Origin of the sequence: Hyphomonas sp. NPDC076881 (assembly GCF_050269995.1) — a bacterium.
Classification (GTDB): Bacteria; Pseudomonadota; Alphaproteobacteria; order Caulobacterales; family Hyphomonadaceae; genus Hyphomonas.
This window is the reverse complement of sequence record NZ_JBNNJJ010000003.1, coordinates 122,527-144,074: the sequence shown is the minus strand read 5'-3', so window position 1 is coordinate 144,074 and position 21,548 is coordinate 122,527. Positions and strand designations below refer to the sequence as shown.

Annotated in this window: 23 protein-coding genes; 8 read left to right on the top strand and 15 right to left on the bottom strand. The window is 61.9% G+C overall.

Annotation, left to right across the window (positions count from 1 at the left end):
• Nucleotides 1–2: 2 nt before the first annotated feature.
• Together ACQKI2_RS04400 and ACQKI2_RS04395 are read right to left on the bottom strand one after the other, a co-directional pair.
• Nucleotides 3–1,373 carry an MmgE/PrpD family protein gene (locus tag ACQKI2_RS04400; protein ID WP_427378494.1) on the bottom strand — a complete coding sequence of 457 codons (1,371 nt, stop codon included), beginning with the start codon at nucleotides 1,371–1,373 and terminating at the stop codon, nucleotides 3–5.
• Nucleotides 1,370–2,677, bottom strand: a complete 1,308-nt coding sequence (locus ACQKI2_RS04395; RefSeq protein WP_427378493.1) for an MmgE/PrpD family protein — start codon at nucleotides 2,675–2,677, stop codon at nucleotides 1,370–1,372. Before ACQKI2_RS04395 ends, ACQKI2_RS04400 begins: the two co-directional genes overlap by 4 nt.
• Before the next feature lie 242 nt (nucleotides 2,678–2,919).
• On the opposite strand from ACQKI2_RS04395, the gene ACQKI2_RS04390 reads away from it, so the two are divergent.
• Complete coding sequence (locus ACQKI2_RS04390; protein ID WP_427378492.1) at nucleotides 2,920–3,633, top strand: GntR family transcriptional regulator; 714 nt, start codon at nucleotides 2,920–2,922, stop codon at nucleotides 3,631–3,633.
• A 3-nt stretch (nucleotides 3,634–3,636) separates the two neighbouring features.
• On the opposite strand, the gene ACQKI2_RS04385 is transcribed toward ACQKI2_RS04390, so the two are convergent.
• From ACQKI2_RS04385 to ACQKI2_RS04340, 10 genes are all read right to left on the bottom strand, one after another.
• A complete protein-coding gene (locus ACQKI2_RS04385; RefSeq protein ID WP_427378491.1) occupies nucleotides 3,637–4,071 on the bottom strand; it encodes a hypothetical protein in 435 nt (144 codons plus the stop codon).
• Entirely contained in the window at nucleotides 4,071–5,240 is a 1,170-nt protein-coding gene (locus tag ACQKI2_RS04380; RefSeq protein ID WP_427378490.1) for a CaiB/BaiF CoA transferase family protein, read from the bottom strand. Before ACQKI2_RS04380 ends, ACQKI2_RS04385 begins: the two co-directional genes overlap by 1 nt.
• A complete protein-coding gene (locus ACQKI2_RS04375) occupies nucleotides 5,237–6,394 on the bottom strand; it encodes a CaiB/BaiF CoA transferase family protein (protein WP_427378489.1) in 1,158 nt (385 codons plus the stop codon). The genes ACQKI2_RS04380 and ACQKI2_RS04375 overlap by 4 nt, the downstream gene beginning before the upstream one ends.
• A gap of 41 nt (nucleotides 6,395–6,435) precedes the next feature.
• Entirely contained in the window at nucleotides 6,436–7,626 is a 1,191-nt protein-coding gene (locus ACQKI2_RS04370; RefSeq protein WP_427378488.1) for an acyl-CoA dehydrogenase family protein, read from the bottom strand.
• 32 nt (nucleotides 7,627–7,658) lie between these two features.
• Nucleotides 7,659–8,180: a MaoC family dehydratase gene (locus ACQKI2_RS04365; protein ID WP_035598512.1), complete on the bottom strand. Its 522-nt coding sequence runs from the start codon at nucleotides 8,178–8,180 to the stop codon at nucleotides 7,659–7,661.
• A gap of 17 nt (nucleotides 8,181–8,197) precedes the next feature.
• Nucleotides 8,198–9,022 (bottom strand): HpcH/HpaI aldolase/citrate lyase family protein, encoded by an 825-nt coding sequence (locus ACQKI2_RS04360; RefSeq protein ID WP_427378487.1) that lies wholly within the window; start codon nucleotides 9,020–9,022, stop codon nucleotides 8,198–8,200.
• Nucleotides 9,023–9,112: 90 nt separating this feature from the next.
• A complete protein-coding gene (locus ACQKI2_RS04355; protein ID WP_427378486.1) occupies nucleotides 9,113–9,733 on the bottom strand; it encodes a VOC family protein in 621 nt (206 codons plus the stop codon).
• Between the two features lie 25 nt (nucleotides 9,734–9,758).
• Nucleotides 9,759–10,667, bottom strand: a complete 909-nt coding sequence (locus ACQKI2_RS04350) for a polysaccharide deacetylase family protein (protein ID WP_427378485.1) — start codon at nucleotides 10,665–10,667, stop codon at nucleotides 9,759–9,761.
• Nucleotides 10,664–11,500, bottom strand: coding sequence for an SDR family NAD(P)-dependent oxidoreductase (locus ACQKI2_RS04345; protein ID WP_427378484.1), 837 nt, complete (start codon nucleotides 11,498–11,500; stop codon nucleotides 10,664–10,666). Before ACQKI2_RS04345 ends, ACQKI2_RS04350 begins: the two co-directional genes overlap by 4 nt.
• Before the next feature lie 9 nt (nucleotides 11,501–11,509).
• The gene (locus tag ACQKI2_RS04340) at nucleotides 11,510–11,824 is read right to left on the bottom strand and encodes an REDY-like protein HapK (RefSeq protein ID WP_427378483.1); all 315 of its coding nucleotides are present in this window, start codon (nucleotides 11,822–11,824) and stop codon (nucleotides 11,510–11,512) included.
• 94 nt (nucleotides 11,825–11,918) lie between these two features.
• Here ACQKI2_RS04340 and ACQKI2_RS04335 point away from each other — a divergent pair, with 94 nt between their 5' ends.
• The 3 genes from ACQKI2_RS04335 (at nucleotide 11,919) to ACQKI2_RS04325 (ending at nucleotide 14,448) form a co-directional block, all read left to right on the top strand.
• Entirely contained in the window at nucleotides 11,919–13,193 is a 1,275-nt protein-coding gene (locus ACQKI2_RS04335; RefSeq protein WP_427378482.1) for a methyltransferase domain-containing protein, read from the top strand.
• A gap of 3 nt (nucleotides 13,194–13,196) precedes the next feature.
• On the top strand, nucleotides 13,197–13,565 hold the full coding sequence (locus tag ACQKI2_RS04330) for a hypothetical protein (RefSeq protein ID WP_427378481.1): 369 nt from the start codon (nucleotides 13,197–13,199) through the stop codon (nucleotides 13,563–13,565).
• Nucleotides 13,566–13,755: 190 nt separating this feature from the next.
• Entirely contained in the window at nucleotides 13,756–14,448 is a 693-nt protein-coding gene (locus tag ACQKI2_RS04325; protein WP_427378480.1) for a hypothetical protein, read from the top strand.
• Nucleotides 14,449–14,519: 71 nt separating this feature from the next.
• Here ACQKI2_RS04325 and ACQKI2_RS04320 read toward each other — a convergent pair whose 3' ends face one another.
• Both ACQKI2_RS04320 and ACQKI2_RS04315 read right to left on the bottom strand, forming a co-directional pair.
• The gene (locus ACQKI2_RS04320) at nucleotides 14,520–15,362 is read right to left on the bottom strand and encodes a hypothetical protein (protein WP_427378479.1); all 843 of its coding nucleotides are present in this window, start codon (nucleotides 15,360–15,362) and stop codon (nucleotides 14,520–14,522) included.
• Entirely contained in the window at nucleotides 15,359–15,655 is a 297-nt protein-coding gene (locus ACQKI2_RS04315) for a DUF1330 domain-containing protein (protein ID WP_427378478.1), read from the bottom strand. The genes ACQKI2_RS04320 and ACQKI2_RS04315 overlap by 4 nt, the downstream gene beginning before the upstream one ends.
• 91 nt (nucleotides 15,656–15,746) lie before the next feature.
• Between ACQKI2_RS04315 and ACQKI2_RS04310 the strand changes: the two genes are divergently transcribed.
• From ACQKI2_RS04310 to ACQKI2_RS04300, 3 genes are read left to right on the top strand one after another with little or no spacing between them, the layout of a single operon-like run.
• The gene (locus ACQKI2_RS04310) at nucleotides 15,747–16,631 is read left to right on the top strand and encodes a hypothetical protein (RefSeq protein WP_427378477.1); all 885 of its coding nucleotides are present in this window, start codon (nucleotides 15,747–15,749) and stop codon (nucleotides 16,629–16,631) included.
• Nucleotides 16,628–17,641, top strand: a complete 1,014-nt coding sequence (locus ACQKI2_RS04305; RefSeq protein ID WP_427378476.1) for a zinc-binding dehydrogenase — start codon at nucleotides 16,628–16,630, stop codon at nucleotides 17,639–17,641. The genes ACQKI2_RS04310 and ACQKI2_RS04305 overlap by 4 nt, the downstream gene beginning before the upstream one ends.
• Nucleotides 17,641–18,444: an alpha/beta fold hydrolase gene (locus ACQKI2_RS04300; protein ID WP_427378475.1), complete on the top strand. Its 804-nt coding sequence runs from the start codon at nucleotides 17,641–17,643 to the stop codon at nucleotides 18,442–18,444. Before ACQKI2_RS04305 ends, ACQKI2_RS04300 begins: the two co-directional genes overlap by 1 nt.
• On the opposite strand, the gene ACQKI2_RS04295 is transcribed toward ACQKI2_RS04300, so the two are convergent.
• Nucleotides 18,433–19,998 carry an MFS transporter gene (locus ACQKI2_RS04295; protein WP_427378474.1) on the bottom strand — a complete coding sequence of 522 codons (1,566 nt, stop codon included), beginning with the start codon at nucleotides 19,996–19,998 and terminating at the stop codon, nucleotides 18,433–18,435. The two genes, ACQKI2_RS04300 and ACQKI2_RS04295, sit on opposite strands and share 12 nt — an antisense overlap.
• Nucleotides 19,999–20,104: 106 nt before the next feature.
• Here ACQKI2_RS04295 and ACQKI2_RS04290 point away from each other — a divergent pair, with 106 nt between their 5' ends.
• Entirely contained in the window at nucleotides 20,105–21,517 is a 1,413-nt protein-coding gene (locus ACQKI2_RS04290; RefSeq protein ID WP_427378473.1) for a flavin monoamine oxidase family protein, read from the top strand.
• Nucleotides 21,518–21,548 lie beyond the last annotated feature (31 nt).

Here is a 21,548-nt window from a genome sequence, read left to right as displayed (position 1 = left end):
GATCACTCCATTATACCAGATGCGAGGCGGGAAAGCCGTCCGGCATCATCCAGATTTTCAAGACCGGTCACGGCGGCGATGATCGCCGCCTCTATATCCTCACGGGCCGTTCCGAAGCCAAAGGCACAGCATTCGCGGAACTTCGCCTCATTCTGCGCAGGGGTCAGGGGATCGGCGGGCGCTCCGAAAAGGGAATTGATCGTGAACTCGCGCGCCTCGCCCGTCATCAGCCGTATGCGGAGAACCTGCGGGGTGAAGGCCGCTGGGTTGGGCTGGCCATCAGCGACAACTTCGATCTTCGCGCCAAGCGCTGCCACATCCGCCCGCGCCAGCGCCTCTGGGGAAAAATCCTTCAGGCCCACATGCCCGTCGATCAGCGTCAGCGCGCCGGAATACTGGTAGCAGAGGCGGGCATAGCTGGCCGTCATGCCCGCCTGCGCCGGGCGGCCCACTAGACGCTTGATCAGCGGCGGCGCGGTCAGGACAATTGATGCAATCTCCTCAGGCCGGATGCCTGCGGCCTTCGCCTGCTTGGCCAGCACGATCCCGCCCTGCGCGGCGCGCCCCGTTGGAAAGGGCTTATGGCTGACTTCCGCAATCCGAAACACGCGGCCGAGCGCGGCCACCACCGGCGCCACATCAAATCCGTCCTCGAACAGAGTCAGGTATCCGAACGGCCCCTCGATACTGTCCTGCGCCGCTTCCATGCCGGCGGCGGCCAGGTCGCAGGCCATCACAGCGCTACGGGCTGCATTGGCAATCTGCACCGGCAGGGCCGGCTTGCCTTCCGTATGCGCCTGCATCGTGCCCGACGCGAAAGAGAGCGCGTAGCCGAGCGCGTTGCGCGCCTCGCCTTCCGAAAGCCCCCGCAACCGGGCAACTCCCAGCGTCGCGCCAAAGACCCCCGCCGTGGCGGGGCGGAAGAATTTCAGCGGCGTCTTGGCGGCAATGCCCAGCCCTGTGGCCACATCCACCGCCGCAGCAATCGCCGCGCCCAGGTTGGCGCCCGTCACATCGCCCTCCCGGTCGCAGGTGGCCATCAGCGCGGCAAGGATCGTCGCCATCGGGTGAACCACGGCGGGTTCGTGGACGCAGTCGAATTCCTGGCAGTGGATCTGGAAACCGTTGATGAAGGCCGCATTCGCCGCGCTCGTCCGGTAGCTGCCCCGGCCCCATACATTCGCGTCGCCCGCCCCCGCCCAGGCCAGCGCAGCCTGGCGCACCTGCGCTGTCAGCGGCGCTCCGGCGCCGGCGATGCCTACGCCCAGGCTGTCGAGCAAGAAGGTCTTCACCGCCTCTTGCGCCCCGGCAGGGATGGCATCCCAGCGCAGCCCAAGGGCATGGCTCACAAAGGCATCTGCCGCGCCGCTCATGACAGCACCTTGCCAATCAGGCCCGCAAGGCCGGGCGAGGCCGTCTCGGCCGCCGCCCTCAGCGTCTCGGCCTCATCCCTGCTGAGGCCACCGGCAGCGAACAACGCCCGAGCCTTCTCCCGCAGCTGATCCAATCCGACCGGGTTCTCCGGGTCGCCCAGGGCGTCCGGAACTGTCTCGGTCTGTCCGGCAAAGGTCACCGAGGCGCCGAACCGTGACGGGTAATTGTCCTGAAATGTCCGATTTTGTCCAACTTTGACACGTCTGCGCAGCGCCGCGAGCACCGGGTCAGCCACCGCCTCCAAGCTGAAATCCTCCAGCTTCGGGCGTCCACGCGCCATCACGACCGCTACCGAATGCTGCAACGAAAATTTCGCCTCGATCACCGTTCCCGGTTCCGGCTTGTCGCAGAATGTCAGCGCATCGCGATAGGTTTCAACGAGGATATCGCCGTCCTTGTCCAGCACATCCACACGCTCGCGCAGCGCCAGCGCCGCATCAATGGTGGCATGGGCATGGCGGCAGGCCGGCCAGGGCTTGAAGCTCACATCATGAATGCGCCAGCCGGCGTCTCCTGCAATAACAGCGGCTGGATCAGCCCCGGGGCACATCGCCGCAAAGAAGCCCTGCGGCCCTTCCAGGATTGTCAGCGGCCCCTTGAAGCCCGCCGCCGCCAGCCGCGCCGCATCCAGCCCGGCCCGCGCCGAAACCGCCGTGTGCAATTGCTTGCCCATACTGGCTGGCTCATGCCGTGTCTGCCAAAGTCCCGCCGATTGACTGACCGCCAGCGCCAGCGCGTGGGCCGTGGTTGCCCGGTCAAGGCCCAACAGGCTCGCGCATGCCGCCGCCGCCCCGATAGCTCCGCAGGTGCCCGTATTATGCCACAGCGCATAATGCCCCGGCCCCACCGCCCGGCCGAGCCGGATCGTCGCCTCATAGCCCCGCACGATGGCATCCAGCAGCGCGCCGCCGGAAAGATTTTTGTCGATGGCAAGCGACAGCGCCGCCGGAATGATGCTCGGACCGGGATGGAGAAGCGCGCGTTTGTCGACATCATCCATCTCGAGAATATTGCCAAGCCCGCCCCAGGCAAAAGCCCGTCCGCCTGCGCCAGCCTCCATCTGCGACAGGAGTATCCTGCCCGCAATTTCAGCTCGCCCGGCGACCGCACATCCCGCCCAGTCGAGCAGGTGCAGGCATGTGCGCGCCCGGTCTTCCTCTCCGACAGGCGCGTCAAGCAGGCCGGCAAGCGCCTCCACGAGGGTCAGGGAAGCCTGAAAATCGGGAAAAGTTTGTCCGGACATATGACGTGTCTACATGAGCCTTTCGCAAACGAAAACTGCTTTTGGTATCCTCGGGGAATTTATTTGATATATCTATTGTATTCTCGCCTGTTGTGCACAGATCGGATGCGGTCAGCCACTGATTTTCGCGGCTTGCGATCTCGTCTTGGGCGCGTTCTGTCCAAATTTACTGATTGTTACGGGATTGCCGTCCTGCAGGGGACTGGCCATTACTGGTTGACGTTGAAGACAAGGAGAGGGCGTTGAACACGATACAGCCCCGTTACAGACAGATCGCCGATGAACTTCGCCTGCTCATTGCATCGGGCAAGCTGAAACCCGGCGATGCCCTGCCAACGGAAATGGAGTTGTGCGAGGTCAAGGACATCTCCCGGCATACAGCACGCGAAGCGCTGCGCATCCTGACCGAAGATGGGCTGATCGCCCGCCGCCGCGGCGCCGGTACGGTCGTCACCACGCCGCCTGCCCCGGCCTTTGCTCAACCGATCGGCGATTTCGAGTCGATCCTCCAATATGCCCGCGACGCCGTCTTCATTCCCGAGCGCACCCGTCCGGCGAGCGCTGCCGATCTCAAGCGCATGGGCGTCGAGGGAGACTATATCGCATATACGGGCCTGCGCCGGGCCACCGGTGAAGCCCCGCTGGCCATCACCACGATCCTGGTGCTCCGTCAGCTTGCCCCGCCGCTGGAAGAAGTGAACCAGCTCCAGGGCTCCATCTCCGAATGGATCGAGGGCGCACATGGCGCCTCGGTATCAAACGTCATTCAACGGATGGAAGCGGTCGCCCTCGGCAAGGGCGATGCCGCCCGCCTCGGTGTCGCCCCCGGCTCCCCGGCCCTGCGCACGCTGCGCCGCTATGCCGATACGGCCGGCCGCACGATCCTCGTCTCTGAAAGTCTGCATCCGGCAGGCCGCTTCGCCTATGAGATGAAGCTGACCCGTCAGAGGAAATAGGCGTCAGGCAACACGCGATTCTTCGCAAAGCGTGCGGCGATAGATCTGGCCGTCCTTGAACCAGTGCCATGTGCGGGCCCGGTGTTTGCCCCCTTCGCCCATGATGATGAGTTCGACAAAATAGGCGCCCGGCTCATCCTTGCGGATCAGGTTCAGCATCAGATGGCCGCCTTCCGTCTCCCAGCTGCGGCCATGAAATGTCGGAGAATCATAATAAAGATGGTCACCCCGGTCGAGGCCATCGAAACCCGCTTTGCTATAAACCCCATCCGGCGTCCAGAGCTCCGTGGTCTGCCGGTAGATGACCCCATCCTTCTGCGGGAACTCGCAGGTGACGCGGGAGCGGAAGCGGCCCTCTTCCGTGCCGTCCACGGCCAGATGCCGATACTTCCCCTCCCAGATACCTTCATGCGCGAAATGGGCTGGAAAGCGTGTCATCAGATGGTTCCTTTCGCCCTCAGGGCCTCAATCTCTTCCGCGCTCAGACCGGCCTCGTGTGCAATCTCCACCGAATGCTCGCCATACGCCGCCAGCTTCGGGCTCGGCCTCGGCGGCTCCTTCGCAAAGCGGATCGGGGGGCCGACATGGCGGTTGCCGTCGGCATCTGTGAACACCATGCCGCGCTCCGCCGTGAACGGATCATCGAACGCTTCCTTGAGATTGCGCACCGCCGCCCAGCAGCAGTCCACCGGCGCCAGAAACGCCTCCCAATGGGCCTGCGTATTGCCGGCGAAAGTCTCGCGGAAGAAGGCCTTCAACGGCTCCTGCTCATCGCCCGGCGGGATCTTCGCATAGGGCAGAAGGTCCACGCGCCCCAGCGCCGTCAGAAGGTTCTCGGCAAACTTCACTTCCGATCCGCCAATCACGATAAACCCGCCATCCGAGGTCGGATAAATCGAATTCATCGCCGCGCCGCCAAAGCTGCGCATCTTCTTCGGCTCGGGCGCCGCGCCCTTGCCAAAGGTCGGCCCCAGCACATTCGGCGTCCAGGCAATGGCGGCGTCATACATCGACATGTCGATATAATCGCCCTCGCCCGTCTGCGTGCGCCGGTAAAGCGCCATCAGGATCGCCGACAGCGCCATCAGCGAGGCGGAGGCATCCGCAAATGGAACAGGCGGGGGCGCGGGCTGCCCATCGCTGAGGCCCCGACCAATGTCCATCAGCCCCGTCATCGCCTGCACCACCAGGTCATGCGCGGGCTTCTGCACATGCTGCCCCTCCTGCCCGAAGGCAGAGATGGAGCAGTAGACAATCTTCGGGTTGCGCGCCGACACCGCCTCATAGCCCACGCCGAGGCGCTTCACCACGCCGGGCCGGAACGCCTCGACAAACACGTCCGCCTCCTCGGCGAGCTTCAGCAGCAGCGCCACACCGGCAGGGTCTTTCAGGTTCAGCTTCAGGCTGCGCTTGCCGCGCGCCACATTGCGAAACCACACGGTCGTCCCGTCCGGCGTCCGCTCCCCGATCTCCCGCACCGGCTCGCCCACGCCATTGGCCGGCTCCACCATGATCACGTCGGCCCCATGGTCGGCCATCATCATCGTCATGTGCGGACCGGGCAGGAAGGCCGAGAGATCGAGAACTTTGACACCGGCGAGTTTCATGGTTTTGCCGGCGCGCCGTGGCTGAACTCGCCATTATGCTCGCCAAGCTCGGGCGCCCGCGAGGTGACGGGGCGTTTCCCGTTCACGCGGAACGGCGACGCCAGCGTGCGCAGACCTTCCGGTTTGGAGGGATGGGCAACAACCTCAAGCATCTCGGTTTCAGCGAGGTAGGGATTGTCGAGCGCGCGCGGGATGTCGAGCACAGGCGCAAACGGAACCTGCCCGGCAAAATGGTCCACCCATTCCTGGCTCGTCCGTTGGCTGAGAATTTCGTCAACCACTTCCGTAAGCTGTGCAAGGTTCTTGTGGCGTGCCGGATTGGTGGCAAACCGCGGATCTGTCTTGAGATGCTGAGCGCCTGCAAGTTCGCAGAAAAGATCCCAGAATTTCGGCGTCTGGCACATCAACAGGCCCCAGCCATCCTTCGTCTTCACCAGCTGGCTCGGCGCGATGGAGGGGTGCGCGCCGCGCGGCAGGCGCTCGGTCGCGTGGCCGCGGTTGAGATACCAGGTCGCCGGATAGGACAGTTGATGCAGCGCAGTATCAAACAGGGTCACATCGACATCACACCCCTTCCCTGAACGCTGCGCGCCGAGGATACCGGCAAGAATAGCAGTGGCGAGATGGCTGCCGGTGTGGAAATCGATGATCGAAAGGCCGCAGCGGATCGGCGGGCCATCCGGCTCCCCCGTCGCCAGCATGAAGCCGGCTTCCGCCTGCATCAGGTAATCATAGCCCGGCCAGCCCGCACGGGAATTGTTCCGCCCATAGGCCGAAAGGTGGGCACAAACGATCTTCGGATTGACGGCGCCGAGCCGCGCAAAGTCGAGGCCGAGCTTTGCGGGCTGATCACCCCGAAGATTGTTCACGACCGCATCGGAAGAGGCGACAAGCGTGTCGAAAAGCTCGCGCCCCTCCTTGCTCTTGAGGTCGATATCAATGGATTTCTTGCCCTTCGAAAAGGTCTGAAAGAAATCAGAATCCCCTTCGCCGAGAAGGTAAGGCCCGACAGCACGGGAGACATCCCCGCCGCGCTGGCCATCCTCGATCTTGATGACTTCCGCACCCAGATCGGCGAGCAGTTGCGTGCCATAGGGCCCAGCGCCATATTGCTCGACAGAGAGAATGCGGATGCCTTCGAGAAGCCGTGTCATCTTGTTCTTACCCTCCTTACACCGACTGCCATGGATCAGGATCAGGCCGGGTTACGCTTCACGAGCTGTTTGGAAATGATGATCCGCTGCATCTCGTTTGTGCCTTCCCCGATACACATCAGAGGGGCATCACGGTAGAGCCGTTCGATGACATATTCCTTGGAATAGCCATAGCCGCCATGGATGCGCATGGCTTCGGTGGCCACTTCGACCGCCGTTTCCGACGCGAAATATTTCGCCATGCCTGCTTCCATATCCACACGCTCGCCGCGATCATAGGCCGCCGCAGCGTCCTGGACGAGAAGTTCGGAGGCGCGCGTCTTGGCGGCCATTTCGCCGAGTTTCAGCTGGATGGCCTGGTGCTCGCAGATGGGCTTGCCCATCGTCTTCCGGAGTTGGGCGTAACGGACACTCTCCTTCAGCGCGCGGCGGGCAATCCCGACCGAACGTGCCGCCACGTTGATCCGGCCAATTTCGAGACCGCCGGTCGCCATGAAGAAACCTTCGCCTTCCTTGCCGCCCACGAGCGAAAGCTCAGCGTCGCACTCATAATCCTCGAAGATGAACTCGCCCGAGTCGATGCCCTTGTAACCGAGCTTTTCCAGCTTGCGGCCATTCTTGACGCCTGGCAGCGGCTCGCGCGTTTCCGGATTGATCTTCGGAATGATCAGGATCGACATGCCCTTATAGCGCGGCTGGGCATCGGGATCGGTCTTGACGAGCAGCGCCACGCAATGCCCCTCGATCGCGTTGGATATCCAGGTCTTTGTTCCGTTCACGATGTATTTGTCGCCCTTCCGGCGCGCTACCGTGCGGATGCCCTGAAGATCGGTGCCCGCGTCCGGCTCAGTCAGACCGAGGCTGCCGCGCAGCTCACCGGCGGCAAACTTCGGCAGCCAGTATTCCTTCTGCCGGTCCGTGCCGAATTTCTGCACGACGATCGACATCATCAGGTGAGAGTTGAAGATGCCCGACAGGCTCATCCATTCTTCCGAGATCATGGTGACGATCTTGGAATAGGTCGTCGCCGACAGGCCAAGCCCGCCATAATCAGGGTGGATCAACGCGCCGAATAGGCCAAGCTCGGTCATGTCCGCCACGAGATCGGCGGGCCAGATATTGTCGTGCTCGAGCTGCATCGCCACGGGGGCGACCTTCTTCTCGAGCCATTTCTGGATCGAGTCGAGGATCTGGCGCTCGTCTTCTTCGCTGAGATATGTCGTGTCAGCCATATGCATTCTCCTGAACCGACCGGGCAACCCGATCAGTAATTGCCGACCTTGTCTTCCACGGCATTGCCGCGCGAGGGGATGAGCATGTTGCGCTTGAACGTGCAGATCATCGTGCCATCCTGATTGTACCCCCGCGTGACGATGGTCACGATGCCCTGGCCGGGACGGCTCTGGCTTTCCCGTTTGCTGAGCACTTCACTCTCGCCATAGATCGTGTCGCCAGCGAAAACGGGCGCCGTAAACTTCACCTCGTCCATGCCGAGATTGGCGATGGCTTTCTGGCTGGTGTCGGTGACGCTCATGCCGATCAGCAAGGCGAGCGTATACGGACTGACGACAAGGTTGCGCTTGAACTCGGACGCCTTGGCAAACTCCGCATCAAAATGCATCGGATGCGTATTCAGCGTCAGCAGTGTGAACAGGTGGTTGTCGTATTCGGTGACGGTCTTGCCGGGGCGATGCTCGTAAATGTCACCGGCATTAAAGTCTTCAAAATAGCGGCCAAAGGTTTCGCGGTAGCGGTTCGGGCCAACCTGTTTCCAATTCTGAACCATGATGGATACTTTCTTCCTTAGACTGATTTTGCTTTGCTGAGTACGCGCTCGGCCGCGAGAATGACGGGGCGGTCAACCAGCTTGCCCTTGTGCAACACAGCGCCGCCCTGCGCCGCGTTCAGCGCATCAATGATGGCTTGCGCTTCGGCAAGCTCGGCCTGGCTTGGCGTGAAGGCGGCGTTGACAAGCGCCACCTGGTCGGGGTGGATGCAGGCGCGGCCCGAGAAGCCCATAAGGCGGGCCTTGTGGGTTGTCTCGGTCAGGCCGGCAGGATCTTTCACATCAAGATAGGGGACATCATAGGCCGGAATTCCGGCCGCCCCGCAGGCAGCAGCCACCAGTGCGCGCGCGGTGAGCATCGCGTCCCAGTTGGCAAGGTCGGCGCCAAGGCTCGCGGAAAAATCGGCGCCCCCGAACAGCATGCCGCCTGTCGCTTTCGCCGCCACTGACTGAACATTGGCGAGCGCGCGGCCGCTTTCCATGACGGCAATCAAGGGAATGTCCGCCCCCAGGGCTTCTGCGACGATCTCCAGATCAACCGCCGTTTCCGCCTTGGGCACCATGATGAAATCAAGTTTCGCCAGAAGGCCGGAGGCCGCAAAGGCGGCAATATCAGCACAGCCATGGGCGGTGCGCGGAGAGTTGATGCGGACAGCCAGCCCCTTGCCGTCCCACGCGCTCACCCAGGCCAGAACATCAGCGCGCGCCTTGTCCTTTTCACCGGGAAGCACAGCGTCTTCCAGGTCGATGATGGCGGCATCTGCCCCTGCGGCAACGGCTTTTGCAAACCGGTCCTGCCGCGCGCCAGGAACAAAAAGAAAAGAGCGATAAACTGATGGCATAAGGAAATCCAAACCGAAACTTTGTCCGGACAAATTAAACCGATACCGCAAGGTGTCAATGTCTCAGCCGGTGGAAATCGACAGGCCGCGCTAGCGGGCGGCGCGGGGGTCGGAAATCATCTGGTTGAGTTCGATCGTGTAGCCATCCGGGTCCACAAGCATCGAGACCATAACGATGATATCGCCGGCCGGGGATGGATAATGCCGCTCAGCCGGGGCGCTGATCACCTGAACGCCCGGCACAGCGGACGCCGCCGCGAAGCGCGATTCCAGATCGGTGGTGTTGAACAGCAGAACCACATTTCCCGGCGTAAAGTCTGCCGCGCCCGGCGGGGTGGTATCCTTCTCCGTCTGGTCCAGAAACTGCCAGAGACCAATCATGCCCATGGCCGCGCTGTTGGTTTGCGTCAGCACCAGACGCGAGCGGTTGATGCCATCGGCGCCGTGGCGGGTCTCCAGTCCGGGCGAGGTCAGTTCCTGATCGTAAACAACCTCAAATCCCAATGCGTCCCGATAGAGGCGCAAGGACGCCTCGGCGTCCCGGACAACAAGCGTGGTCCGGCGCAGGTTGATCGGATAAACCGGATACGGATTTTCCGATCCCAGCAGCGCCGGCGCTCCTTCCGCCGCTGCCGGAGGAGCTTCCGGCGCAAGGGCGCAGCCAGCACAGAGCCAAGCAGCAATCAAAACACCCGCAGTCGTTATCTTCATTGCGCAAGCCCCCTCCGGCTAATGATCAACGGGCGGTGTCCGCAGAGACCTGGCTGGCAAAATGCGCGGCAATCTGCTCGCGCGGCGCCACCCAGACATCTGGATACCCCTTCACATGGTCAAGAAAATCTGCAAACGCCCTGATCCGTCCGGGCCGTCCGATGATACGCAGATGCAGGCCGAGGCTCATCATCCGGGCGCCTTCCCGTTGGCTTTCCTCATACAGCCAGTCAAAAGACCGGCGCGCATACTCAAGCCACATATCCGGCGTGAAGCTGGGCGAAAGCCAGAACTTCATATCATTGGAATCAATGGCATAAGGCAGCACAACCATGGGCTTTTCGGTGCCGTCCGCCATCGCGACCTTCGCCCAATAGGGAAAATCGTCCGAATAGTCGTCCATATGATAGGTATAGCCCTGTTCGAGAATCAGACGGCGCGTGATGTCCGTATGCAGATATCGCGAAAGCCAGCCCGAGGGGCGGCGCCCGCAGGTTTTCTCGATGCTCTCGGTGCCCTTGGCGATGAAGGCACGCTCGGCCTCTTCGTCCATGAAAGCGGTGAAGGCCCATTTGTAGCCGTGGTTGCAGGGCTCATCGCCCCGATCCACAATCGCTTTCGCAAGCCAGGGCGCCTTCTCAAGCGCCAGACCGCACACCGTCCAGGTGGCGTTGATGCCGGCCTTGTCGAGAATCTGGATCACCCGCGGCGCGCCGCGATTGATACCATACTGATAGTTTGTCTCGTTCCCATGCACGCGAATCGGCTTGCCGGGCACGGCGCCCAGCTCGTCAACCGGCTCAGGCCGTTTATCGCCTTCATCAATCCGGCGCTCGGCGCCTTCCTCGACATTCACAACAACCGACAAGGCGAGCTTCGCCCCGCCCGGCCAGGTAAACCCCTCAGGCGCAGGATCAGGTGGCAGCTTGGTCAATGGGGTTCCTCCCCTCCGGAAACGTTCATACTTTCAGCCGTGATGTAGGCCGCCTGATCCGTACACAGCCAGGCAACAGCGTTCGCCGTATCTTCCGGCAGGCCGGGGCGGCGCATCGGAATGCGATTGGCCATACTGGTCATATAATCCTCGACAGAGGCATGCCCGGTCACCTTGGAGAAATACTCGTTCTGCCAGGCGCCAAGACCCGTGGTCACATGGTTCGGGCACACATTGTTGACGGTGATCCCGTTGGGCCCAAGCTCAATCGCGGCAGACCGCGCCAGGCCGACAAGTCCGTGTTTGGATGAGGTGTAGGCCTGCGCATGCGGGAAGCCGGACTTGGCCGCCTGGCTGGCGATGTTGATGATCCGCCCGCCTTTGCCCTGCGCGATCATGACTTCGGCAGCCGCCTTCAGGCCGAAGAAAGCCCCGGTCAGATTCACGTCAATCACCGCCCGCCAGTCTGCCTCCGAAACCTCCAGAAGCGGCTTCATGATGTAGCCGATGCCCGCATTGTTCACCCAGATATCAAGCGATCCATGCCTTTCGGCGGCATGCCTGGCCAGCGCGCGGACTTCCTCAAGGCTGCGCACATCGCAAACGCAGGTGGACACTTGCACGCCCAACCCGCGAAGCTCCCCGGCAATCGACTCCATTTCTTCCGTCGTGCCGATATGGGCTTCCCCCGTAGCGGCATCGCGCGTCTTGCCGATGTCGGAGATGACGATATTCGCGCCTTCTGAAGCCAGCTTGCGGGCGATGGCTTCACCCAGCCCCTTGCGGCGGCCGGAGCCGGTAATAACGGCCGTCTTGCCGGTAAGCGTTCCCATTCCCTGCCCTCAGCCGATTTTGTCGGTAAGAATGAAGACGAGGTCGTCGGTCATTGGCCGGAACTCGGCAGCAATCTTCTGCATCGCTTCGGTGCTGACCTCGGCGCCAAAGCCTTCCATGTCGTTCACATCGATGATCTCGATATAGGCATAAGGCGGCTTGGCATCGGAGCCGAGCACACCCGTGGAACGGAAAACTTCAAATGCATCGACGGATTTCAGGCCGTTGACGGTGGGAATGTCCTTTGTTTTCGCCCAATTTTCATAGTCTGAAACGGAAACGCTGGGTTTAAGATTGAAAAGTGCGACAATCCGGGTGCTCATATGGGTAATCTCCCCTACTTGGTCATTTTGCCTAAATGATATATCTTTTGGTTGTAGGTCAATTGTGAATTGACCCTAGCGCAGGAGGAATAGGATGGCTGACACGGTGCGCCCGCCCAAAACAGCGCCGAAAGGCAAAGCGGTCAAAAAGGAGGCAGCGCCCGCGCCGCGCGCCTATGACGGCCCCCCGGACTACCGCGTTGTCGGCCGCCATGGCGTTTTTCCGGAAACGACTCATGATGAGGTCGCCCGGTTCAATTTCCTCGCCCATATGAACCGCCATCTGGCGGCCAATGTCATGCCGGGTGTCGGCGAAGCCTTCGAGGCCAGAATCAAGCCCGCCTTCGAGAAAAAGGAAAAGCGCAGCTTCAAGGATCGCCATGAAGTGCGCAAAGCCCTGACCCAGGATCCGATGTGGCAATGGTGGTCAGCGCTGCGCCGCGGCACGATGGAATCGCGCCAGCAGGCCGGCCGCTGGGTAACCCTCCGCCAGGCCGATGATCTCAACGGCAAGGTCCGGGAAATGACCGAAAGCGACAGCCGCCTCGTTCTCGCACCCGGCTTCAGGCAGCCTCGCTCGACCGAGGCCATCGACCATCACTGCATGCCCGGCAGCTATCACACCGAACTCGTGCCCGGCGATGTAACTGGCCCCGCCAATTATGACATCGGCATCTTCGCCACCACCGGCGGCATGCTGGGCCGCTTCAATGATGGAGGCGGCGTCGCCGTGGCCGAATGGGTCAAGCAGAACATGCCGGACTTCAAACCGAAGCGGATCCTCGATATCGGCTGCGGCCTCGGCCACAATGTCGTGCCGCTCGCCCAGGCCTATCCGGATGCGGAGATTGTGGCCGTAGACGCCGGGGCGCCGATGCTGCGCTACGGCCTGGCGCGCGCCAAGTCGCTCGGGGTCAACAACATCACCTTCATCCAGGGCGATGTTTCAGACCTCTCGCAGTTTGAAGACAACAGCTTCGACTGGGTGCAATCGACGATGTTCCTGCACGAGACCAGCTACAAATCCATGCCGAAAATCTTCGCAGAGACCCAACGTCTCCTGAAACCCGGCGGCATCGTGCTGCACGTCGAGCAGCCCCAATATACCGCCGACATGCCCCTGTTCGAACAGGCCATGCGCGACTGGGACGCCTTCTACAATAACGAGCCCTTCTGGACGAAAATGCATGAGATTGATCTCGACGCATGGATGGAAAAGGCGGGCTTCACGAAAGACGCCCTCATTCATGGCGGCGTGGCCGCTGTGGTCGATCCAGAAGTCTTCCCCGAGGCCGCGAAGGATACCAAGCAGGAAGACTATGGCCGCAAAGCCGCATGGCACGTTATCGGTGCGCGGAAGGTAGCCTGAACCATGACCACGAAACTTGATCCCCTCGCCCTCTCCGGCGCCAAGGCCAAAGGCAAACGCCCCTGGTTCCTGAAAGACCCTGACGTCGAGCGCGTGATGAACATCACCCTTGCCCTCATGCAGGAAGTCGCAGTCCTCCGGGAGCGGATGGATACGATAGAACGCCTGATGGAGCGGGATGGAAAGGTGACAAAGGCCTCGATTGAAACCTTCACGCCAACCAAGAAGGAAGCCGAAGAACGCGGCGCCTGGACCCAGGAATACATCGCCCGCGTTCTGCGTATCGTCCAGCAGGACCGGGAAGCCATCGAACGTGGCGAGGAAGCCTCCTCCGAAGAGGTGGCCGAAGAGTTCGCCACGACGACGCCCTAAATTACCCGGCCCATTCATGACAAGGAAAGCGCCTGCTCTGCGGGCGCTTTTTTGTGCGTCCGGCCCGTTCCAGTGCAACGTATACGGAGAGACCCGCAGAAACATCGCGCCTAAGTATTTTCCACTATGGAATTTTACGCACCAGCCAGATTAAAAGATATATCTTTTGATCATCTCGCTGGGAGGCACCATGCTAGAATTTCTTGCGGCCTATGAGCTGCCGATCCTCCGATGGCTGCATATCGTTGCCATGGTCTATTGGCTTGGTGGCGAATGGGGCGTGTTCCAGACCTCCTACAAGGTCGTGAACCCCGCCCTGTCTCTGGAGGAACGCTCGCGCCACATGGATACGGCTTACCGTATCGACATCATGGCGCGCACAGGCATCATCTCGCTGCTGCCCCTTGGCCTGCACATGGGCCATCTCTGGGGCGTGCAGCCCTTCGGCGGCGGCTGGCTGGTTGCGATGTGGATCCTCTGGATCATCTGGATGGCCATAACCTGGGGCGCATTCTCCAATCGTGGCAAACCACTCGGGAAACGTCTGTCAGACATTGAAGACTGGACGCGCTATATCGTCATCCCCCTGCTGATCATCTGCTCGATTTCCTCGCTTCTCGGTTATGGTCCGTTCCTGGCAGGCGAAGGCCAGAAATGGTTCTCGGCGAAGATGCTCACCTATGGCCTGCTGCTGATCCTCGGCTTCGGCTTGCGGTTGGTGATGCATGAATGGCGCGCCCTGTTCCCCATTCTGGCGGCAGGCCCCAATCCGGAAGTGGAAGCCAGGCTCGACCGCTCCATCAAGGTCGCCCGGCTGATCGCCTACACCTACTGGGCCGGCATCCTCACCACGGCTTTCTTCGGCGCCGTAAAACCCTTCTGAAACAGGGCAATAAAAGTGGCGCCCATCTGGCGAGGGGCGCCACAATATTTCCCGGACTCTTCCCGGCCTTGTCAGAAGGTCGGCCGCTCCGGTTCTTCTGAAATGACGAACACGGACTGATCAATCGGTGCGCCAATCTCCACCTTGGTCCAGACCGCCTCGTTCGCTTTCATGCCATCATAGAAAAGCCGCACGCGGCCAGGCTGCACCCAGCGCGAGCCCGGCACGGTGAAGAAATTCGAATAGCGCCGCTCATGCCAGCCGCGCGGCGTGCTGAAGCCCGCATACACGGTGGCAAAGTCTGACTGGCGAATACCGAACTTCGTCCTTCCGCCCGCAGGATCGGTCAGCTCCACCATATAGGCGGGCAGGCCATCGATCAGATCGTCGGGCAGACGCGCCTGTGTCCAGCCTTCATCCAGCGCGTTGCGGATAGCGCCGAAGCCGAAATTCGACGCCCAGGCCTTCGCCGCCACCTCTTCCGGCATCGGACCATTCTGATCATAGGTCGTCTCGCCATCGAAGCTGATCAGCATCGCCAGCTTCTCGCCGCTCCACGCCTCGATCCGCACCTTGCCTTCCGCGGCATGGGCGTTAGCCTTGCTGTCGGAAAACTCCCGCCACATGGCATACCGGTCCCACAGCACTTCGGAGCCGTCAGCCTGGCGGATGATGTTGTAGCCTTCAAGATACAGGCTTTTCACATCACGCCAGTTCTCCCCGCCAGCCGCCTCATGCGCCGCAGCAATGATGTCTCGCGCGGAGAGCCCGGGATTGGCCTGCACGGCGGCAGGCAACAGCGCACGCCTCGAAACATCCGGAGGCAGACCATCTGGATATATATTCCCGCTCCCTGCCGTCACGGTGGCGCAGGCAGCAAGCAGAGCGAGACACAGAAGCGGCAAATGTTTCATGCCGGATCTTCCACAATCATTACATGTGCCTCGGCCAGCGGCTGGCGCGCGGCTTTCAGCACCTGATATTCCGGGCTGTCCCAGAAGCGGCGGATCGCCGCCTTGTCCGGCCACTTCGAGATTACCGTGCTCGCCCCGTCAAACAGGCCGCCTTCAAGCGACTCGACACCCGGGCCGCGCACGACATATTCCCCGCCAAAGCGTGAGATCAGCGCCGCAGTCGGTGCTGCATATTCGGCCACGAAGCGCTGGCGATCCTTCACCCGCGCAAAAACGATCATGTACGCCGCCATCTGCATCCTTTCAGCTTGGCCCAATCGATTCAAATGATATATCTTTTATTGGACGGCCTCCAGAGGCCATAACAAAAGAAAAGGCCTAACCATGAAGCTGCTCAGAGCCGCCACGCTGACTGTCTCCGATCTGGAACGCTCAATCGCCAATTATGCGAAATATTTCGACTATTCGGTCGTGGAGCGCGGGGATGTGCCGGCAGATCTCGCCGCCAGCTGGCAGGCTCCAGCGTCTGCCGGCCTGCCCTACGCCGTGATGCAGCCCTCCTCTGGTGCTGAAGTCTATCTCCGTTTCATCCAGCAGCCCCCAGTGGCCGGCTACAAGGCCCTGCGCTCCTATGGCTGGAACGCCATCGAGATCTGCGTTCAGGATGTTCTGACCGCCAATGCGCGCATGGAAAACTCCCCCTTCGAGATCATCGGCCCGCCGCGCGAGATCGAGGGCCTCGACGCGATCTACCCAATGCAGGTCAAAGGTCCGGACGAGGAAATCGTCTACCTCACCCAGATCCGCGACGACCTGCCCGCCTTCGACCTTCCGCGCGCTGCCTCAACCATCGACAAGCTGTTCATCCTTGTCCTCGGTTGCAGCGACATGAAAGCCTCGCTCGACTGGATGGTGCGCCATTGCGGCCTGGCTGTCGGGCGCGAGGAAATGGAAATCGTCTATACGATGATCGCCAAGGCGTATGATCTGCCGATGGAACAGCTCCACAAGATCTCCACCATGATCCATGGCCGTGATGTCTTCCTCGAACTCGACCAGTATCCCCCCGCTGCCATCCCGCGCCCCCACCATGAGGGCATGCTGGTGCCCGGCTGCGCGGTCGGCACGCTCTGGCATCCGGAATTCGATAGCTTGCCCGGCCCCTGGATCACCCCGCCAACCCGCCGCGATGGCCCGATCTATCAGGGCAAGCGTGTTGCCACGATCCAAGACCTTGATGGCGCCCTGATCGAGATTGTCGAAGCATGAAACGCTACACGCTGAAAGCTGCGCTCTCCGCCGCGCCCGTGGCGGAAGATTTCGCCGCGATTGATGTGCCGTATCCGGACTGTCCGCCCGGCGGCATTGTGGTGCGTACAATCTATCTCTCGCTCGATCCCTATATCGGCTCGCGCCTGAGGGGCCGCCATATGGGGGAAACGCCGCCGGCGCCGATGGCCGACGCCATCCCGGGCGCCATCGTCGGCCAGGTCGTGGAGAGCCGCGCCCCCGGCATTGCCGAGGGCGATTATGTCCATGCAATGGAAGGCGGCTGGCAGGAATATGCCGCGCTGCCTGCAGGCCATTTCCGCAAGCTCGATCCGGCCGCCGCGCCCCTGCGCGCTCATATCGGTGTGCTCGGCATGCCCGGCCTCACCGCCTGGGCGGGCACTACCCAGCTGGCGAAGGTCACCACCGGTGATGTTGTGCTGGTCGACGCAGCGGCCGGCGCCGTCGGCGGCACAGCTGGCCAGATCGCCCGCATCAAGGGCGCCGCAAAAGTCGTCGGCATCGCCGGCGGCCCCGAAAAATGCCGTCTCGTGACGGACACTTACGGCTTCGATACCTGCATCGATTACAAGGCCCAAGGCTGGCAGGCCGCTCTGAAGGAAGCGCTTCCCGAAGGCGCCAGCGTCTTCTTCGAGAACGTCTCTGCTGAAATGGCGATGACCGCACTTTCCGTTTCCAGAACCTATGTGCGCGGCGTGCTCTGCGGCCTTGCGGACGCTTACCAGTCGGCCGGCCCTGCGCCCCACGCCCTCAATGCCGGCGCCATCATCGGCAAGCGGGCCCAGATGCTCGGTCTTGTCGTCTACGATTTCTATCCCCGCTGGGATGAATACGTCACCGAAGCCAGCGGCTGGATTCGCGATGGCAAGCTTGCCTTCGCGGAGGACCATGCCGACGGCCTGGACAATGCTCCCGCGCTGTTTGGCAAGCTCATGCGCGGCGCAAATGTCGGCAAACCCATCATCACCGTTTCAGAGGAACAGGCATAATGGCCCGCGTCAGAAGATCATATGTAGACGGAACATACGGCCAGCTTCACTACCGCATTGCAAGGCCCGAAGCGCCCTCCTCCCTGCCGCCGCTCTACTGCCTGCATCAGAGCCCGAAATGCGGGATGGAATTTGAAACCCTGATGGGCACCATCGGCGATGAACGCATCGTCGTTGCCCCAGACTATCCCGGCTATGGCCAATCCGATAAGCCGCCGGAAGAGCACCTCGCTACGGTGCCTGCCTATGCGCAGGCCTGCTGGCAGGTGGCCGATGCCCTTGGCCACGACAATATCGCGCTGTTCGGCAATCATACCGGATCAAAAGTTGCAACAGAAATGGCGGTGATGCGCCCCGGCCATATCGGCAACATCGCCATGGTGTCTGCTGCTCTGCTGACGGATGAAGAGCGCGCCTTCTTTGCCGGCTATTTCACCCCGATCCCGCTGGATGATGCCGGCACACGCTTCTCAACCATGTGGCAGCGGATCATCGAGCGCCGGGGCCCCGGCGCAACGCTGGAAATGCTAGCCCAATCCCTGATGATGAACCTACTCGGCGGGGAAGAATATGAGTGGGGCCATGCGGCCGCCTTCTCTTTTGCGGAGCCTTTCGAGCAAGCGCTGAAAACCCTGCCGAACCGGATCACCATTCTCAACCCGGCAGACGACCTCACCGAATGCACGCGCCGCGCCACCAATCTGCTGCGCAATGGCGAAGTCATCGAATGCCCTCAATGGGGCTACAACTTCATGGACGTGTGGCCCGAAGAAGTTGCAGCCCTTCTGAGGTCACACCTCTGAGGGTGCTACCGCGCCCGCCGGCGCAATCGCTGGCGGCGCCTCTGCCTCATGCTCCCGTCCGTACCGGTACTTTCCGAGTGCCAGGATCGGCAGCGTGGAGATGAACAGGATGATCGCCGCGCTGGTGAGCGTCCACTGCCAGTCATGGCCCGGCAGAATGCCGGTATCGGCCCCCAGGAAGTGGATGCCCCGGCCATCGGCAATATCGGTCATGATCGACGGCCCGAGACCGGCGCCCACGGCGAAGAAGGCATACAGCGCGCCATAGATCGCGGTGTAGGACTTCATCCCGAAATACTTCGACACGATGTAGGCCATGAAGTCATATTCCACGCCCGCGCCGAAGCCGATCATCAGAATGGCAATTGTCGCCATGCCCGGCGTGAGTCCCGGCTGGCCGAGAAGCCAGAGCGCGATCGCCGGCGAAGCGAGAAAGGCAAACGCCACCGCAGGCGCCCAGAAGCGGTCAATCAGATAGCCCCCCACTGCCCGGCCCAGCAGCACGGCAAGCCCCGTCAGCGTTGCCAGCCCGACAGCCTCGTTAATATCGAACGACTGATGCACAAGAATGCGCTCAATGTTCGGAATGACGGCGCCCACGGCATAGGAGATCGGCATGAAGCAAATCCCGAGCAGCCAGAAGCGCCAGTCTTTCGCTGCGGCTGCCAGGCTCATGCCCGTCATCACCACCGCCTTGCCCTCAACCGGCACCGGAGGTGACTTGCGAATGTCGAGGAAGATCATCGCCAGAACCGGCAGCAGCATCATCAGCGAAAAGGCAATCGCCATGAGATATTCAAGGCGGGGGCCATGTGTGTCGATCAGCGGCAGAACCTGCATCCAGACAATGGCCGTCAGCCCCAGCGTGCCCAGCAGCGAAATCCCCAGAATAGGAAGCTTCAGGCGCACTAGGCGCGACTCGCTCGCCGGCTTGTCGTCAATGTCGCGCAGGCTCAGCACGCTCATCGGCAGTGAAATCGTCAGGGGTAGCAGCGCCAGCAGGATATAGGCACTGCGCCAGCCCGAGCCATTGAAGAAATGCCATTCCGGAGTTGAAACGATGTACTGCGCGAAGAACTTCGCCAGCGCCCCGCTCACCCCCGTCGCGATCAGCGCAATGCCCAGCACGATGCCCCGGTTCTTGTCGAACCAGGCGGCGACCGGGCGCGTAAACGTGATGGGCAATGTTCCGGCCCCGGCAAAGGCCAGCAGCAACCAGAGAAATATGTAGAGCGGCTTGGAGCCGTTGTTGAATGCCAGCGCCATCATCGCCAAGCTGAAAGTCACGGTCGAAATCAGGGCAATGATCCGTGCCCCGAAGCGCTGCGCCAGGATGCCCACCATCGGCGCGGCCACGAAGACACCAAAGGTGTAGATCGCCAGCGCGTTGAGAATATCGCCCGGCGCCCAGCCCATCGGCCCAAACTCTGCCAGCATCGGCGGGATCATTACCCCGATCGTATAGAATGGCAGCGGCGAAAGTCCGAGTCCGACACCTATGGCCGCAGCGCTGACTACCGGCCAGCCGCGACTGAACTCACCTGTTTCCGCCATTCTACAAACTCCTCGCTTGTTCGGTGCTTGCGCGAACGCAATTCCGGGTCTTATCGTGGTTTAATTGGTATATCATTTGAGCGCCCCGTCGAGAGGAAATCACAATATGCCTATGTCACGCCGGAAATTTGCACTCCTGGCAGGCGCAGCTTTGCTGTCGGCCTGCGCACCTGTGCCCGCGAAAGGGCGCCGGGATGCCGCCGATGTCATCATTCTGGGCGCCGGGCTCTCAGGCCTCTATGCGGCGCGGATGCTGGCGGCGGCCGGCATGAAGGTGCTGATCCTGGAGGCGGATACGCGGCCCGGCGGACGCATCCTGACACTCGATGATGTGCCGGGAAAACCGGAAGGTGGCGGCCAGCAGGTCGGCCAGACCTATGCGCGGATGCGCAAGACTGCGCTGGACCTGGGCGTGCCGGTCGTTCCCTATCCGCTCCGTCCGCGCGACGCCGCAGTCGCCGCGGCTGGCCGCGTCATGGCGGCGAGCGATTGGGCCACCGCGCCGGAAAACCCTTTCCCCGGCCCCTTTCGCCCGCTCACCCCTTCGGCCGCCTTGCTGGTCGCCGCTGGGCGCAGCAATCCGTTTGCAGACAATTACGCCTGGCGGGAAGTCACGCCTGCCAGCGACATCTCCGCCGGCGATTTCCTCGCTGGGCTCGGCTTTGACGAAGCCTCCCGCGCGCTGATCGACAGTTCCCTGAACGGCAACAGCCTTGCCACCTATTCCATCGCCAATGTCTGGCGCACCCTGACACTCTATGCCGAGGATGCCGCCCTTGGCCCGTCAGATCGCATTGCCGGCGGCTCGTCCCGCTTTACAGAGGCGCTGGCGGCCAGCCTGGCGGAGGGTATGCTGCGCCTTGGAACAGCCGCCGAAGCAATTGCCGAGCGCGGCACGCATGTCGAAGTGACTGCCGATGGCACGATCTACACGGCCCCCTTCGCAATCTGCACCCTGCCTTTCCCCGCCCTGCGCCGGCTGGATCTGACGCTTTCGGAAACCGATAGCTTTTCCGCCGAGCGCCGCGCAGCCATCAGTGCCATGCCCTATACCCGGATCCATCAGATCCATGTCGAGCCCGAGGCGCGCTACTGGGAGGCCGACGGCCTGCCCATCGAAATGTGGACCGATGGTCCCATCGAGCGCGTCTTCGCAAACTTCGACGAGGCGGGCGAAGTAGCCAGCCTCACCTGCTGGGTCAACGGCCAGGGCGCTGATCCCGGCCGCACGGATGAAGACTGGTTCGCCATCGCCAATGCCGAATTCGGCCGCCTGCGCGGCACCGGCACGCGCGGCATCAAGGTCGTGCGCTGGGATGAAACCCAACCGCGCTCGGGCGGAGCCTACATGCACTGGGCACCGGGGCAGATTGGCGCCTGGGCCACCCGCATTACCGAGCCTTCAGGCCGGCTGCACTTTGCCGGAGAGCATCTCTCCTTCCTGCATACGGGCATGGAAGGCGCGCTGGAAACAGGCGAACGCGCGGCTTATGCGATCCTGGAAGCTGCGCAGCTCTAACCCTCCAGGTAACATCTGCACACAGAAAAAA

Excerpts from the sequence above, each read along its gene's own strand:
- ACQKI2_RS04400 (WP_427378494.1), bottom strand. The coding sequence starts at position 1,373 with ATGAGCGGCGCGGCAGATGCCTTTGTGAGCCATGCCCTTGGGCTGCGC.
- ACQKI2_RS04395 (WP_427378493.1), bottom strand. The coding sequence starts at position 2,677 with ATGTCCGGACAAACTTTTCCCGATTTTCAGGCTTCCCTGACCCTCGTG.
- ACQKI2_RS04385 (WP_427378491.1), bottom strand. The coding sequence starts at position 4,071 with ATGACACGCTTTCCAGCCCATTTCGCGCATGAAGGTATCTGGGAGGGG.
- ACQKI2_RS04380 (WP_427378490.1), bottom strand. The coding sequence starts at position 5,240 with ATGAAACTCGCCGGTGTCAAAGTTCTCGATCTCTCGGCCTTCCTGCCC.
- ACQKI2_RS04375 (WP_427378489.1), bottom strand. The coding sequence starts at position 6,394 with ATGACACGGCTTCTCGAAGGCATCCGCATTCTCTCTGTCGAGCAATAT.
- ACQKI2_RS04370 (WP_427378488.1), bottom strand. The coding sequence starts at position 7,626 with ATGGCTGACACGACATATCTCAGCGAAGAAGACGAGCGCCAGATCCTC.
- ACQKI2_RS04365 (WP_035598512.1), bottom strand. The coding sequence starts at position 8,180 with ATGGTTCAGAATTGGAAACAGGTTGGCCCGAACCGCTACCGCGAAACC.
- ACQKI2_RS04360 (WP_427378487.1), bottom strand. The coding sequence starts at position 9,022 with ATGCCATCAGTTTATCGCTCTTTTCTTTTTGTTCCTGGCGCGCGGCAG.
- ACQKI2_RS04355 (WP_427378486.1), bottom strand. The coding sequence starts at position 9,733 with ATGAAGATAACGACTGCGGGTGTTTTGATTGCTGCTTGGCTCTGTGCT.
- ACQKI2_RS04345 (WP_427378484.1), bottom strand. The coding sequence starts at position 11,500 with ATGGGAACGCTTACCGGCAAGACGGCCGTTATTACCGGCTCCGGCCGC.
- ACQKI2_RS04340 (WP_427378483.1), bottom strand. The coding sequence starts at position 11,824 with ATGAGCACCCGGATTGTCGCACTTTTCAATCTTAAACCCAGCGTTTCC.
- ACQKI2_RS04335 (WP_427378482.1), top strand. The coding sequence starts at position 11,919 with ATGGCTGACACGGTGCGCCCGCCCAAAACAGCGCCGAAAGGCAAAGCG.
- ACQKI2_RS04330 (WP_427378481.1), top strand. The coding sequence starts at position 13,197 with ATGACCACGAAACTTGATCCCCTCGCCCTCTCCGGCGCCAAGGCCAAA.
- ACQKI2_RS04325 (WP_427378480.1), top strand. The coding sequence starts at position 13,756 with ATGCTAGAATTTCTTGCGGCCTATGAGCTGCCGATCCTCCGATGGCTG.
- ACQKI2_RS04320 (WP_427378479.1), bottom strand. The coding sequence starts at position 15,362 with ATGAAACATTTGCCGCTTCTGTGTCTCGCTCTGCTTGCTGCCTGCGCC.
- ACQKI2_RS04315 (WP_427378478.1), bottom strand. The coding sequence starts at position 15,655 with ATGGCGGCGTACATGATCGTTTTTGCGCGGGTGAAGGATCGCCAGCGC.
- ACQKI2_RS04310 (WP_427378477.1), top strand. The coding sequence starts at position 15,747 with ATGAAGCTGCTCAGAGCCGCCACGCTGACTGTCTCCGATCTGGAACGC.
- ACQKI2_RS04305 (WP_427378476.1), top strand. The coding sequence starts at position 16,628 with ATGAAACGCTACACGCTGAAAGCTGCGCTCTCCGCCGCGCCCGTGGCG.
- ACQKI2_RS04300 (WP_427378475.1), top strand. The coding sequence starts at position 17,641 with ATGGCCCGCGTCAGAAGATCATATGTAGACGGAACATACGGCCAGCTT.
- ACQKI2_RS04295 (WP_427378474.1), bottom strand. The coding sequence starts at position 19,998 with ATGGCGGAAACAGGTGAGTTCAGTCGCGGCTGGCCGGTAGTCAGCGCT.
- ACQKI2_RS04290 (WP_427378473.1), top strand. The coding sequence starts at position 20,105 with ATGCCTATGTCACGCCGGAAATTTGCACTCCTGGCAGGCGCAGCTTTG.